The organism is Ruegeria sp. BJ3 (genome assembly GCF_056535665.1).
In genome coordinates, this window is the sequence record NZ_JBQFIT010000001.1 from 2,804,194 (window position 1) to 2,818,196 (window position 14,003).

The 14,003-nt window shown below is 61.1% G+C and carries 11 protein-coding genes; 4 read left to right on the top strand and 7 right to left on the bottom strand.

What is annotated here, in order from left to right; genetic code table 11:
• Positions 1–14: 14 nt before the first annotated feature.
• From ACR3EL_RS14020 to speB, 3 genes are all read left to right on the top strand, one after another.
• A complete protein-coding gene (locus ACR3EL_RS14020) occupies positions 15–1,226 on the top strand; it encodes a saccharopine dehydrogenase family protein (protein ID WP_170339522.1) in 1,212 nt (403 codons plus the stop codon).
• Between the two features lie 130 nt (positions 1,227–1,356).
• A complete protein-coding gene (nspC, locus tag ACR3EL_RS14025) occupies positions 1,357–2,526 on the top strand; it encodes a carboxynorspermidine decarboxylase (protein WP_170339520.1) in 1,170 nt (389 codons plus the stop codon).
• A complete protein-coding gene (gene speB / locus ACR3EL_RS14030; RefSeq protein ID WP_170339517.1) occupies positions 2,523–3,365 on the top strand; it encodes an agmatinase in 843 nt (280 codons plus the stop codon). Before nspC ends, speB begins: the two co-directional genes overlap by 4 nt.
• On the opposite strand, the gene ACR3EL_RS14035 is transcribed toward speB, so the two are convergent.
• A complete protein-coding gene (locus ACR3EL_RS14035) occupies positions 3,362–3,952 on the bottom strand; it encodes an HD domain-containing protein (RefSeq protein WP_170339515.1) in 591 nt (196 codons plus the stop codon). The two genes, speB and ACR3EL_RS14035, sit on opposite strands and share 4 nt — an antisense overlap.
• Before the next feature lie 104 nt (positions 3,953–4,056).
• On the opposite strand from ACR3EL_RS14035, the gene ACR3EL_RS14040 reads away from it, so the two are divergent.
• On the top strand, positions 4,057–4,893 hold the full coding sequence (locus ACR3EL_RS14040; RefSeq protein WP_254437795.1) for a LysR family transcriptional regulator: 837 nt from the start codon (positions 4,057–4,059) through the stop codon (positions 4,891–4,893).
• A 2-nt stretch (positions 4,894–4,895) separates the two neighbouring features.
• On the opposite strand, the gene lptF is transcribed toward ACR3EL_RS14040, so the two are convergent.
• The 6 genes from lptF to ACR3EL_RS14070 are packed head-to-tail and all read right to left on the bottom strand — an operon-like array spanning position 4,896 to position 13,896.
• Positions 4,896–6,035 (bottom strand): LPS export ABC transporter permease LptF, encoded by a 1,140-nt coding sequence (gene lptF, locus ACR3EL_RS14045; protein ID WP_170339511.1) that lies wholly within the window; start codon positions 6,033–6,035, stop codon positions 4,896–4,898.
• Between the two features lie 51 nt (positions 6,036–6,086).
• Positions 6,087–7,526, bottom strand: a complete 1,440-nt coding sequence (gene qhpG, locus ACR3EL_RS14050; protein WP_480722023.1) for a flavin-dependent monooxygenase QhpG — start codon at positions 7,524–7,526, stop codon at positions 6,087–6,089.
• Positions 7,527–7,537: 11 nt separating this feature from the next.
• The gene (locus ACR3EL_RS14055; protein ID WP_170339507.1) at positions 7,538–8,845 is read right to left on the bottom strand and encodes a radical SAM/SPASM domain-containing protein; all 1,308 of its coding nucleotides are present in this window, start codon (positions 8,843–8,845) and stop codon (positions 7,538–7,540) included.
• Positions 8,842–10,599, bottom strand: coding sequence for a ferritin-like domain-containing protein (locus tag ACR3EL_RS14060; protein ID WP_170367677.1), 1,758 nt, complete (start codon positions 10,597–10,599; stop codon positions 8,842–8,844). The genes ACR3EL_RS14055 and ACR3EL_RS14060 overlap by 4 nt, the downstream gene beginning before the upstream one ends.
• A complete protein-coding gene (locus ACR3EL_RS14065; RefSeq protein ID WP_170339503.1) occupies positions 10,592–12,292 on the bottom strand; it encodes a hypothetical protein in 1,701 nt (566 codons plus the stop codon). Before ACR3EL_RS14065 ends, ACR3EL_RS14060 begins: the two co-directional genes overlap by 8 nt.
• 44 nt (positions 12,293–12,336) lie before the next feature.
• Positions 12,337–13,896, bottom strand: a complete 1,560-nt coding sequence (locus tag ACR3EL_RS14070) for an FAD-binding oxidoreductase (protein ID WP_170339501.1) — start codon at positions 13,894–13,896, stop codon at positions 12,337–12,339.
• Between the last annotated feature and the right edge of the window lie 107 nt (positions 13,897–14,003).

Genomic DNA, 14,003 nt, shown 5'->3' on the forward strand with positions numbered 1-14,003 from the left:
AAGGAGAATTTTCCATGGGCAAGACACTGGTTGTTGGCGCAGGTGGCGTCAGCCACGCCGCCGTGCACAAGATGGCGATGAATTCCGACATCTTCACCGAGATCACGCTGGCCAGCCGCACCAAGGCGAAATGCGACGCCATCGCCAAATCGGTCAAGGAACGCACCGGCGTCGACATCAAGACGGCCGAGCTTGACGCCTACAACGTCGCCGACACCGTCAAGCTGATCAAGGACACCGAGGCCGAGCTTCTAGTGAACCTGGCCCTGCCCTATCAGGACCTGGTTCTGATGGACGCCTGCCTCGAGGCCGGGTGCCACTACCTCGACACCGCAAACTACGAGCCCGAGGACGAGGCCAAGTTCGAATACCATTGGCAATGGGCCTATCAGGACAAGTTCAAGCAGGCCGGCCTGACCGCGATCCTCGGCTCGGGCTTTGATCCGGGCGTTACATCCGTCTTCGCCAAATGGCTCAAGAAACACAAGCTGGACACGATCCGCCAGATCGACGTTCTGGACGCCAATGGCGGCCAGAACGATCAGGAATTCGCCACCAACTTCAACCCCGAGATCAACCTGCGCGAGGTTCTGGCCGACGCCCGCCACTGGGAAGGCGGCGAGTGGAAGGTGACACCGGCCATGACCCACAAGGTCGAGTTCGACTTCCCCGGTATCGGCCCGAAGAACATGTACCTGATGTATCACGAGGAACTGGAGTCGCTGTCGACCCACTTCCCCGAGATCGAGCGCGCCCGGTTCTGGATGACCTTCGGTGACGCCTACATCACCCATGCCAAGGTGCTGCAGAATGTCGGCATGACCCGGATCGACCCGGTGGTGCACAACGGCGTCGAGATCATCCCGATCCAGTTCCTGAAAACCCTGCTGCCCGATCCCGGCGATCTGGGCGCCGAAACCAAGGGCAAGGCCTGCATCGGCGACATCGCCACCGGTCAGGCCAAGGACGGCTCGGGCGAAAAGACCTATTACATCTACAACATCTGCGACCACGAGGAATGCTACCGCGAGGTCGGCAGCCAGGCCGTCAGCTACACCACCGGCGTCCCCGCCATGATCGGCGCGGCACAGATACTGAAAGGCAACTGGCGCGAGCCGGGCGTGTGGAACATGGAACAGCTCGACCCGGATGACTTCATGGACATGCTGAACAAGCACGGCCTGCCTTGGCAGGTCCACGAACTCGACGGCCCGGTCGAGTTCTGAACCCTCGGGGCGGTCCTCGCGACCGCCCTGCTTCATCTGGCCCAAAATATCCCGGGGGGTCGCCATTGGTCCGAGCGCCAATGGCGACAAGTCGCACCCCTGGCCTATCCACCAATCGGAGACGCCGGACATGACCCAACTGATGCAGACACAAGCCGGAGACGCCGGCGCCTTCCGCCACTTCGACCTGACCCGCGTCCCCTCTCCCTGCTTCGTCGTCGACGAAAAGGCGGTGGAGCGGAACCTGGCGGTTCTGGCCGATATCGGAGAGCATTCCGGCGCGCATATCCTGTCGGCGCTCAAGGCCTTTTCGATGTTCGCGCTGGCCCCGCTGGTGCGCCAGTATCTCGGCGGCACCTGCGCCAGCGGCATCTTTGAGGCGCGGCTGGGGCGCGAGGAATATGGCGGCGAGGTCGCGACTTTCTGCGCGGGCTACAAGGACGCCGATATCGACGAAATCCTCGCGCTGTCGGATCACATCATCTTCAACAGCCCCGCGCAGAAAGACCGCTTTTTGGCCAAGGCACAGGCCGCCGGGCGGCAGGTCGGGCTGCGCATCAACCCCGAGCATTCCGAAGGCGAGGTTGCGAAATACGACCCCTGCGCCCCGTGCTCGCGCCTCGGCACCCCGGTCAGCCAACTAGACGCCAAGGCGCTGGAGGGCGTGGATGGCCTGCACATGCACACGCTCTGCGAACAGGGGTTCGAGCCGCTGGCGCGCACATGGGCGGCGATCGAACCGAAACTCGCCCCCTTCCTGAACGGGTTGAAATGGCTGAATTTCGGCGGCGGCCACCATATCACCCGCAGCGACTATGACCGCGACGGGCTGGTGGAGTTCATCAAGACCATCCGCGCCAAATACGGCGTCGAGGTCTATCTGGAACCCGGCGAGGCCGTGGCACTGGATGCGGGCATCCTGGTGGGCGAAATCCTCGACCTGCCGCACAATGGCATGGATCTGGCAATCACCGACATCTCGGCCACCTGCCACATGCCCGACGTGATCGAGGCCCCCTACCGCCCCGCCCTGATGGACGAAGCCGAAACCGGCCACACCTATCGCCTGGGCGGCCCCTCGTGCCTCGCGGGCGACGTGATCGGCGACTACACTTGGGCCGAGCCGCTGCAGATCGGGCAGCGCTTTGCCTTCCTCGATCAGGCGCATTACTCGATGGTCAAGACCAACACGTTCAACGGTGTGCCTCTGCCCACCATCGCCCTGTGGAACAGCGAAACCGATGACCTGAAGATCATCAGGGAATTCGGCTACGACGACTTCAAAGAGAGGCTTTCATGAGCATTTTCCTCGACAGCGAACTGACCGAGGCCGAACGCAGCGAAGACGCCCGGTTCCGTGTCATCCCGGTGCCGTTGGAACGGACGGTCTCCTACGGTTCGGGCACTGCATGCGGCCCCGCCGCGATCATCGCAGCCAGCAATGAACTCGAACGCATCACTGGACATTCCGAACCCTGTGTCGATGGCATCTTCACCGAACCTTCGCTGGATTGCACCGGCCCGCTGCCGGACGTCATGGAGCGTCTGGCCCAGCGCACCGAGGCCGCGATCCGCGCCGGCACGGTGCCGGTCACGCTGGGCGGTGAACACTCGCTGAGCTATGGCGCGGTGATGGGCGTGGCCCGCGCATTGGGTCAGCCCCTCGGCATCGTGCAAATCGACGCCCATGCCGACCTGCGCAACGCCTATCAGGGCGAGAAACACAGCCACGCCTCGGTCATGCACCTGCTGGCCGAGGAAGGCGTCCGTCTGGCGCAATTCGGCGTACGCGCCTTCTCGACCGAAGAAGCCAAAAGCCGTCTGAGGAACCGTGTCTTCCATGTGGATGCCGAAGAGCTGGTCACCGGCAACATTCATGCCGTCGACCTGCCCGAGGACTTTCCCGAACTGGTCTATGTCAGCTTTGACGTCGACGGGCTGGACCCGTCATTGATGCCCGCAACCGGCACGCCGGTTCCGGGCGGGCTGGGATACTATCAGGCGCTGCATCTGGTCGAACACGCCTTGAAAGGCCGCCGCTGCGTGGGCTTCGACGTGGTCGAACTGGCCCCGGACGGCAACGCGGCGTGGGATTTCACCACGGCACAGATCGTTTATCGCCTGATGGCGTCCTGCTAGTCCTCGGCGGTTTCGTTGAGTTCCATGTGCCCCTCGCCCTTGTTCAACACGCGGCGCAGCATGGGCTCGAAGAACTCCAGTGGCCTGGTCGGATAGTCCGGGTCGAACGCCTTCTGATCGTATTCGTGGCAGAAATAGCGGCAGTCCTCCCAGTAAGGGCTGTCGCGATACTTGTCGCGCGCATTGCGGTCTCCGCCCAGATGGTGATTGTAGTAATAGCCCTGGAACACACAGTGATGTTTCAAAATCCAATGGGTGCGTTCGCTGACATAGGGCTTCATCATCGCCGCTGACAGCTCGCCGTGGTTGTAGGGTGACAGGATGTCCCCGGTGTCATGGATCAGAGCAGCCACGACCAGTTCCTCATCCGCGCCATCCTCGTAGGCCCGCGTCGCGGCCTGCAGGCTGTGCTGATACCGGTTGACCGGATAGGGTGTCCATTCCTCGTCCAAGGACCGGATCGCGTCCAGAATCCGGTCGGGCAAAGCCGCGTTGTACGCCTCTTCATATTCCATGACGGCGTCCCAATCGGCCTTGGTGGCCTCTTCGAAACTGGTCCAGGTGGGTTTGTGGCTTTTGTCCAGCATGGCGGGTCCTTTGTCTGCGGGTCACTGCCAGACTAGTCGCGACCACCCAATAGAAAAAATGAATTGATTTTATCACGCCGATCAAAAAATAGTTTCACATGCAGATGCGTGAGCTCGAAACGTTTTTATGTGTGGCGGAAGCCGGTGGTTTCCATGCTGCGGCCCGACGGATGAACGTGACACAGACGGCTGTCAGTGCACGGATCCGCCAGCTTGAGGCGGCCACGGGCAAAGCCCTGTTTTCACGTGGTGCCGGCGGTACCAGCCTCACCGACTTCGGGGCGCAGTTCAAACCCTATGCCGAACAGATGCTGTCGCTTTGGTCCTTCGCCTCGCAAGACCTGCCGGCCCAAAGTCAAGGTCGTGTGGCCCTTCGCCTGGGCGCTCAGCTCAGCATCTGGGACCCGCTTCTGGTCGATCTGGCCGTCCGGTTCGAGCAGAGGTTTGGCAAACTTCTGTTGACGCTCAACTATGACCACACGCTGAACATGGCCGAGGCCGTTGCTTCGCACGTTCTGGACGTGGCTTTCACACATGAGAGGCCATCGCGGTCCGGGATCTCGTGCCAGGACTTGCCGCCTGAGCATTTGATCCTTGTCGAGACGCCCCATCTGGCTAAGTCCGGCAGCGATCCTGTTTTCATCAACCTCGAACTTGGTGAAGGCTATCAGGAGCATGTACGCGGTCTGGCCCGGTTGTCTGCTGGGCAAACCGTGTTTCTGGGCAATTGCATGATGGCACTGCGCTATATCCTGCAACGCGGCGGGCGCGGTTTTTTCCCGCACAGCGTCGTCGCCCCACACCTTGCGAATGGCGCGCTTCGCAAGGTCGACGAAGCGGCACCGCTAATTCTACCAGTCCACCTTGTCTCGCGCGCAGAGGATGACCACCAAAAACTGTTGGGTGAACTACACCAGTGCCTGTCGGAGTTGCGGGGCTAATCTCAGACCGGGGATGGCGCGGGTGCGGCGGCTCTCACCCGCCGGCGAATGATCGGTCTTCCGGCGAAAGCCAGGAACACGGCCGATATTGCGAACCCGACAACGGCTGGACCATAGAGCATCGGCCATAGCTTCGCATCCTTGATCACCACCGGAGATACGAACCCACGCACGCCTTCCAACAAGACAAGAATCGTGAATGCTGCGAATATCTGTGGCCAAAGGCCGAACCGGGAAAAACTACCCAGCATCAGAGTCGAATACCCCACCAGCGCCACGGTGATGCAGATCGCGATCCAGGAAAACCGCTGGTGCAGCTCTTCCACCAATTCCCCCAACGGGTAGCCATCCGCCGCAGCGACGGCGTCAAGATCGCCCAACAACTCGATCGTCGGAATCGCCTCAAGACTGCGGCGTCCATTGTCGGTGTTTCGGGACAGCTCCGAAATGTCGTATGATGCATCGTCGAAAAGGGTCGACGACAGGGTCTTGCCTTCCTTGTTCAACCGCAGTGCAACCCCATCCACCATCACCAGATGAACGCCGGATCCGTTGTTCACCAGATAGGCGGACGTGCTGGAGTATGTGGCGGGGTTTTCCTGATCGCGACGGTCGGACACGAACACCTCGTGCAATGTGCCATCCAGATCAATCCGACCGATATAGACGGTCACGCCCCGAGCCGGGTGCATGAACTCCCCCTCGTTGAGCAACTGCGCGGTGATGTCACCTGCCACCTCGGCCTGGCGCAGTTCCAGCTGTTCTACGGAAGCGGGCCGCAGAATGACGCTGACGATCGCCATCATCAGCCCCGCCACCAGACCAAACAGCAACACCGCCCGGCCCAGCCGCCATGGGCTGGAACCGGTGGCCAGCATCACGGTCAGTTCGCTTTCCCGGCTCAGCCGGTTGGTGGCATAGACTGCGGCGGCAAAGACCGCCATCGGCATGACCGTTCGGACAAGTGTTGGCAGGGTCAGCGCCGTGAACTCCAGAAAAACCATAGCCGACTGGCCGCCACTGATGACGTGTTCGAACAGGCTGACCGAGCGGGTGATCCAGAACACGCCCACCAGAACAAGCGTGAAAAAGCCGAAAAGAACCAATAGCTGCCGCAGGAAATACCCATCAAAGCGCGACATGTGACCTCTTTCGGCTGTTTTATCCTGGCGGGACATTAGGCCATTCGCCAGTCAAGGGGAACCGCGATTGCGCCCCAACTCACCGGCCGGCACAAGGATTTTGGTGTGCCACAGCCACCGCAGGACCTGTGCCGCCGAGGTGGGTCCGATGCGGCTCGACCATCGCTGCAGAATATCGGGCACAGAGCGTGAGTCGCGCAGATCGGATATCAACGGCGCCAGTTCGGCCCCCGCCAGCGAGTGGACCGGGCGCGGCAAATTGGGGTGGGTCAGAATCTCTGACCGCACAACATACGCGTCGCCTTGCACACCGCCCTGTATCAGCTTCGCCTCCGGCGACCGGCGAAGCACCTCGCCCGGGGACAACTCGGCGTTCTGCAGGTCCGCAGGCGGGCGGCGAAGCCAGTCCAGAGGCTGTGCGCGCTGGCTCCAGAACGGACCAGAGGTGACCTCGTGGTGACGTGCATAGAATGCCGCCGCCAATTCGGCGTGGGTTTCTACGCGTTCGCGCTGTCGTCCCGAATAGAATCCCAGCGCGATGTTGGTGTCGCAGGGCCGAGTCAGAATCGTGTTCGCAACCACTGCCGCCTGCATGGCCTGCGCCATAGACAGTTGCACCCCTTGCGATGACAGCGCATCGACCGAGAAACTCGCTTCGCCCACACGCAGCAGATCATCGGCGGGCGGTGTCAATTCACATTGGCTGCTGGCATCACACCGGCGCACCGGGCCCATCCGCGCCTGCTCCAGACAGCCGGCCAGAAGAGTCGATCGTGCCAGAAGGTTCAGATACAGATCACGCCGGGCTGCCGGCGACAAACCAGTGCAATCCGACGGGTCAATGAAAATGCAAGCGTTGACCGTACCATCCGGCTGTGCTGCGCCCCAATACCAATGGGCATCACCAGCCTCCACGCGGGCCTGCGTGCCAAAACCCGGAGGGGCTTGCCAATAGGCATAGAGCGCTGTCAATGGCGCTGAGGCCGGGCGGAACCTTCGACCCAGGCCCGCATGCTTGCCCGCCGCATCCACCAAAAGGTCGGCGCGCAGTCGGCTTTTTCCCTGCGCAGTCAGGATCGGAACCTCCCAACCGGCGCCGGTGCGCCGTGGTCGATAGGCGCGTGCGGGTTGCAACACACGAACACCCGACTGGCGTGCAGCGTCCAGTAGGATGGCATCGAACCGGCTGCGATCCACCAGAAGGCCCGGATCGTCAACTGGCTCACCTCTCCTTTCAAACGCCGCGCCCCACATAAGGACGGAACCCGACGATTGCAGGAATCCCGCAGCTTTCATCGCATCGTCCACACCCAGAAACCGCAGAATGGGCCAGATGGAGGAAGGAAGTGACTCGCCGATATGTGGGCGTGGGAAGATGGCGCGTTCCAGCAGACAGACTCGTCGCCCCAGCTGTGCCAGCCGCATCGCCGTCATAGCCCCGGCCGGACCACCGCCGATCACGCAGATCTCGGTTTCAATCTCGGCCGCCATCCGCTGCGCCCTCAGGCCGAACGGCGGGCTGCGTCGCCGAAGAAATCCGGGCGGGCAGCCGACAGCCGGACATAGGCCTGCAGGCAAAAATCCAGCCAACCGCGGATATAATCACATGCCGGGCGGCCACGATGAATGACCTCGTGATGGCAACCGCCACCGCACATGTACCGTGCCCAACAGGTGTTGCACGGCGATTGGTTGTGCACGTGGCGCTCGGCCAGCCAGGCTTCTCGTCGCGCATCCGGGCCGTCATGGACGTTGCCCATCGCGGCCAAGTCATCCTCGACGAAGCGGTGGCAGGCGAACAGATCGCCATCCGCCGAAACCCCGAAATATCCGCCACCGGCTCCGCAAGCGTAGGGCCGGTGCGTGCCACGGTGGATCTCGTGCATTGCGGCGGCCATGTTCGAGAAGGGAAAGCGGCGGCCCTGCAGCACGGCGTCTTCGAAAACGCGTCCGCAGCGGATCATCTGCGAAAGCATTTCGGCCATGTCCTTGCTGCTCATTTCTTCGCGCCCGGTTGGCGAAGCCAGCATGGGTGAGAACCCGACCGAGTGGAAACCCAAGCCTATGAAATGGTTCAGGGTCTCAGGCAGCTCGAGGTTGCGCGGTGTCACGGTGACCCGAGCGCCCACCTGCATGCGATGTTGTTTGTCCAGCAACGGCTGCACCTTGCGCAGAATGATGTCGTAGCTGCCGCGCCCACCCCGGTTGGGGCGCAGCCGGTCATGTGCCTTGCCAACACCATCCAGACTGATGGTGACGGCAAAGGCGTGGTCTTCGAAAAACTCAGCGTCCTCCGGGCGCAGCAACGTGCCGTTCGTCGTGATCGAAAAGCCCACATCCACGTTGTTGCGTTGCGCGTGTTCGGCAGCATAAATCGTCGTTTTTCGGATCAGGTCGCGATTGATCAACGGCTCGCCTCCCAGGAAGGCAAGATTGATCCGGGAGCGGGGTTCCGCGTCCATGATCAGCCGATCGACCGAGGCTTTCGCGACCTCCCATTCCATACTGCGGGCAGGACCACCAAAGCTGCCCTGCGAGGCATAGCAATATGTGCACGCCAAGTTGCATTTCTGCGCGACCGCCAGCGACAAAGACCTGACCGGCATGCGGCGCGGCGGCGCGGCGTCAATGAACGGCACACCATCAAGACCCATCTTCGACAGAAACCCTCGCTGTCCTTCGGCGGTCATACGGGCGAAGTGATCCGCCGTTCCGTCGGGCACGTCGAACACGCGCGAGCCATCTACGGCCAGCATGTGCTCGCCCAAGGTCGTTTCGAAAAAATGCACCTCGGCAGATGGGTGGGTCATGTCTCGACCTCGGGCCAGAACGGGATACCTATACCCTTTTCCGCCAAGGCTTCACCGGCGACCCGGAAGCTTTTCATCGTGTCGCGCACCTGCTGGATATACTCCTGCGCTTCGGTGAATCGGTTCTGAGCCTCGTTTTGATAGGCCTGTTCCAGCCCATCGGTGATGCGGCGGAACAGATCCAGTGCCTCTTTCGCCTGCGTTTCCGAGCCCACTTGGATCGGGCGCAGATAGGCAGGTGTGCCGCGGCCCGTTTGGTATTTGGCCAGAACGTCCTTCATCTGGCGGAACCGCAGAAAATGTTCGTCGCCGTCGGTGTCGATCCGCACGGCCAAAGCATACAGGCGCCGATCGGTGAACGCCTTGTGTTCCAGTGTCGCCACGCACTGGGCATAAGCGCGGTCTATGAACCCGTCGGGGCGTTCGATCTCGATGAAGTCGTCGATGGCCTCAGGCGTCAAAGGGCGCAACGACCGTGGGATGATCCGCTTGGGTCCGATGGGCAGGGCAAGCGCGGGCGTCAGCACCGGTTCGTAATCCTTGCCCTGCAACGACCACAGCAACTGGTTTGCCCAGCGCATGTGGGTCATCTCGCCGATCGCAACTTCAAGCAGGGCGCGCCGCGCAAAGATCAGATCATCCTTCAGCGTTGGCCAGCGCTCGGAACCGACGGTTTCGGGATCGGCCAGCGAAAAATAGGCATAGAGGTATTGCAGGCTGAGCGTCATCTCCATCGGCGCCAGACGGGTCTGCAGGTCTTTGACCATCGCCGCTACGCTTTCATACGGTTCGACACCGGGCAGGTCCGTGTCGGCCTCATAGACTTCGCCGGTCTCGCGTCCCTCGACTACGATCGGCAGGTCGCTCCACATCTGGTTGACCTCGTAATGGTCGATCTGAAACGGGCGGTTCTGTTCGACGGTATTCAACGCCGCCACATTGCCCGAGGGCGATTTGTCCGAGCGCAGCCAATCCAGATAGGTTTCGGCCACAACCGGATCGTCGGGCGCACCAGTCGGCAGGCGGGTGTCATGCGGTACTTCGGCAGTGACCACATCCGGGTGGTTTGATGGCCAGTAGTGGCAGCCGCAATCCCGAAAGTCATGCGACCAGGGATTGCACAGGCTTTGGGTCAGCTCTCCGGGGTCGTAGGCCGTATCGAACACGCCGGCTTCGGTGCGGTACTGCCGGCGGTATCCATGCAGGACGACCGGCGGTGCGTCGACGACACCGTCGTGATTGCGCCGCTCCAGTGCGATGGTCACCGGATGGTCGTCGCCGCATTCAAGGCTGCGGATGAACCGCCAGACCAGCATGCCGTCGTAGGGTTTGCCCGTGTCGTCGCGGAACGAGATACGTCGGCCGCCTTGTTCGACCCAGGCCAGAAACCACCGGCCGCTGGACAGCTCGGCGCCGATTTCGCCACGATAGGCGTCCAGCAAGTCCTGCACCCAAGGTGCCGAACTGTCATCGGGCAACATCGGGTCATAGAAATAGTCGACATAGACCAGATGAAACCCTTGCGTGTTTTCGGGTGCTTCCGGAACCGGGTTCAGTGGGACACGTACGGCATTGAAAACCAATCCCGGAAAGAACCGGCGATCAAGGTCGCGTACGTCCATTTCCAGCCCCGGGAAACAATTTCCGACCGACCCGTCCAGCCGGGTGTTGTCAGGGTTGCCGGGCACCTTGTAGGCCGCACGGGCCGTCAGATTGCGGGGTTTGATGCGGATCGGCGCTGGTTTGTCAGACATCCCGAGGCTCTCCTACCGGTTCGGTTCCGGGCGCGGGCGGGTGCGCCTCGAGGTAATCGATGAAAGACATCACCAGATGGTACTGCCGCCGTGACAGCGAGAGCGGAAAATAGTTGGAATCCCGCATGTAGGGCGGCATGCGGGCGTCGTGCATCATGTCGCGCACGATCCGCGGGTCGCGGAAGGCGGGATCGGGTGTCTGGTCAGGGTTCGGATCCTCTTCGAACTGGGCCAGAATGCCAAAGGGCGGGCGCATCAATCGCCGCACGAAATCAGGCCTGCGGCGCAGAAAGTCCAAAAGGTTTTCCTCATCGATCAACTGCTCGTGCACAAACTTGGTGGCGACCGTATAGGGCAGCTGTTCATTCGGGACCGAGTTCGAGAAAACCGACACCGGCTGTGGGCGGATCAACTCGTCGATCTTGTCGGGAGGCACCGCGTCCTTTTCCGTCATCGATGCCGCATCGGTGGACGGCAGGCCCGGTGTGGGAGCGATATTGGTCTGAGCCTGAAGAGAGGCGTTGTCTTTGAGGCCTTGTGCCCGGATGTCATCCAGATTGATCAGGCTGTTGGTCTCGAACGCCTTTCGGAAGATGTCGACCACTTCGGTTTTTGCATCAAGGTAGTTTTCTGCGGTGACCGAGATCAACGACATGTCGCGATCCGCCAGATCGTCTTCGAGGCTGTAGAAAGGCCGGCAATCCGGAGCGAAATCCGGCGGTCCGGTGAAGATGCGCGCCCGGGCGACCAAACGCTGACCTCGAACAGCCAGCGTGGCTTCGATCGTTCCATCACAGGTGTCGTCAACCACCCCCCAGGACTGATCGTTGCCGACTCGGGCACCATCATAACTGTCATGCGGTTCGGGATCATCAGACAACCCCGACATCATGATCCATTTCGACCAGGGCGTGTCCGGGTTCAGGATGCGGTTCTGCGCCGGCACGATCTCATGAATCCGGCCATATTCCGATTTGGGCGGGTCATTCTTGTATCCCGGCACAGCAAGGGTTGCAGGGCCGAAGGCGGCATCGGGCGGGCCGTATACCTCGCCCTTGGGCGGAGTGAACCGCAAACGCAGAAGACTGCGGTCCACCATCTCGCCGGGCACCGGCTCGTCCGTCCCTTGGACCGGGCGGACAACCCGCACCGAGCCCAGCGGGATCGGGTTGTGTTCATAGACCAGCGGCTGCTGTTCCGACGTGTGCGGGCTGAAGGCCAGCAAGGGTTTGGGAGAAAAGTCCTCGGCCGCGATCTCGACCCGGGCGCGAAACCCGCAGGCTGCATCTCCGGTGCGGCGGGCGGCTTTCTGATTGCCTACAGCGACAGTGTAGCGGATGTTCTTCAGCGACAGCCCCTGCCCTTCAAGAAGGTTCAGAGTGACAGGAGTTTCATAGGCCTCGCCGGTTTCAGCATCGAACATCCGCGCCCACAGCTCAAAGAACGGCGCGACCGGGCGCAGGGCGCCGGTGCCTTCATCCCGAAATCGGATCTTCCGCGGGTCCGGCAGGTGGGCCGAGACACTCCCATCCTCGTTTTCCCGCAAAGTCACGTTCGAGCGTATGACCGTCTTGTTGTTGCCATGCGCGTCCAGATCCTGCTGCCATTCGTAGCTTTCCAGCGGGGTCTCGCCCGGACCAAGCCTGGCAACGGCCATCGGCGGCAAAAAGAAGATTTCCTGTATCGTGTCCATGCCGGGCCCTCTCCAGTTTGGCCATGCCGCTCCGCAACCTGTTTTCAGGGGTACGAATAGCTTTGATAGGTGATCGTCGGGTCCGAGAAGAACGGAGTCGACTTATCCCGAATGATGTCCGGCGGCGCGTCGTCCGGAACCGGAGAAATGCTCTGCTGGTAGTGAAAGAAGTTCTGGGGGTCGAATTTCTGCTTCACGAACAGAAGTGAGTTGAAGTTGTCGCCCCAATAGAGCCATCGATAGTTCAGCTGAGTGCGCCGCGGATAATTTTGATAACAGCGGTCGATGAAGAAGCCCTCGTCCGTCATCATCTGCATGAACCCATCCAGCCATGGGACCACGACGTCTTTCTCATCCTCGGACAACCAAAACACGTCAACGTAGAAATTCATCGACACGTCGCGGTGAATGAAGGCGTTTCCCTGTTTGCCAACCGGCATTCGGTTGATCGCCCCGCCATACGGCTCGATCGCCACCGCCCCGTAGGCGTTCGGCGTGCTGTCCAGATAATCGACGACCCTTTGCCATTCATCTTGCGACAACTGGCGGGCGATATACCCGCCCTGCTTGTCTTCGCGGGCTTGATCCGGGACCACCGGGATGTCGTATTTCTCGTCATACAGCCAGGAATTGATCTGCTGGTAGGTTCCTGTCTTGCTGTTTTCCATGTGGCCGCCGATGGGTTCGTCCAGCAGCGGCTGGATGACCCGGCGCCCTTCGTCTTCGGGGCCGTGATATAGGGCCGAGACCAAAAGAACCTTCTGGTCTCCTTGATAAGCCAGAAAGATGTAGGCCCCAAATTTGTCCGAGAGTCCGTCCTTCATGTAGTTGGCCTGCAGAAACTCCAAAGCCTTGGCAGCCCTGTCCAGCGGCCATTTGATATGAACGCCCCAAACTTCGTAAAGGTTGTGCAGCTTGAACCGGATTTCCAGAAGCACCCCGAAATTGTTGCCGGTGCCTCCCCGGATCGCCCAGAAAAGATCGGGGTTGGTCGTGTCATCCGCGATTACGATACTGCCATCCCACAGCATAACCGTCACGCCCAGGACATTGTCGCAGGCCATTCCGAACAGGCGCGACGTGAACCCGTATCCTCCGCCCATCATGAATCCGGCCACGCAGACATCCTGACACGCGCCACCCGGCACATGCAGGTGATAGGAATCCAGCACCGAGTTCAGGACTTTGAACGGGGTACCGGGGCCGACATAGGCCATCGGGGTATCTGGATCGACCGTCACGTAACACATCCTGCTGGTATCCAGCACCATCGCATTGTTGACCGAGTACCCCGCCGTACTGTGCCGGCCCGATCGGCTGACCACCCACAGATCATGGGCCCGCGCGAAGGCCAGACTGGCCCGCACGTCCTGAATGGTTTCGCAATAGACAATGATTTCCGGGTAGTCCTGAAAGGCCGGGTTCCAAAGTTGGCGATCCGTGTTGTAGTTCGGGTCCGTCGGCAAAACGACCGATCCAACCAGGCCTTTTTCAAACTCCCGTATCTGCTCGGGCGTAATCGGATGATAGCGCTGCAGCGATAGGTCCGTTCGGCTGGAGGCGACGCGATCCTTGGCCAGAATGGTCTTGCTTATCTTGCGCATGATGGGCGCTCCCTTGGCATAACATGCAGAACGCGCAGGGAAAAAACACTGCGCGCACGTTTTACGGTCTTTCCATCAACCCATTTCTGCCCGTCCCAAGCTGGCAG

Excerpts from the sequence above, each read along its gene's own strand:
- ACR3EL_RS14065 (WP_170339503.1), bottom strand. The coding sequence starts at position 12,292 with ATGGACACGATACAGGAAATCTTCTTTTTGCCGCCGATGGCCGTTGCC.
- ACR3EL_RS14020 (WP_170339522.1), top strand. The coding sequence starts at position 15 with ATGGGCAAGACACTGGTTGTTGGCGCAGGTGGCGTCAGCCACGCCGCC.
- ACR3EL_RS14040 (WP_254437795.1), top strand. The coding sequence starts at position 4,057 with ATGCGTGAGCTCGAAACGTTTTTATGTGTGGCGGAAGCCGGTGGTTTC.
- ACR3EL_RS14055 (WP_170339507.1), bottom strand. The coding sequence starts at position 8,845 with ATGACCCACCCATCTGCCGAGGTGCATTTTTTCGAAACGACCTTGGGC.
- ACR3EL_RS14035 (WP_170339515.1), bottom strand. The coding sequence starts at position 3,952 with ATGCTGGACAAAAGCCACAAACCCACCTGGACCAGTTTCGAAGAGGCC.
- lptF (WP_170339511.1), bottom strand. The coding sequence starts at position 6,035 with ATGTCGCGCTTTGATGGGTATTTCCTGCGGCAGCTATTGGTTCTTTTC.
- qhpG (WP_480722023.1), bottom strand. The coding sequence starts at position 7,526 with ATGGCGGCCGAGATTGAAACCGAGATCTGCGTGATCGGCGGTGGTCCG.
- nspC (WP_170339520.1), top strand. The coding sequence starts at position 1,357 with ATGACCCAACTGATGCAGACACAAGCCGGAGACGCCGGCGCCTTCCGC.
- ACR3EL_RS14070 (WP_170339501.1), bottom strand. The coding sequence starts at position 13,896 with ATGCGCAAGATAAGCAAGACCATTCTGGCCAAGGATCGCGTCGCCTCC.
- speB (WP_170339517.1), top strand. The coding sequence starts at position 2,523 with ATGAGCATTTTCCTCGACAGCGAACTGACCGAGGCCGAACGCAGCGAA.
- ACR3EL_RS14060 (WP_170367677.1), bottom strand. The coding sequence starts at position 10,599 with ATGTCTGACAAACCAGCGCCGATCCGCATCAAACCCCGCAATCTGACG.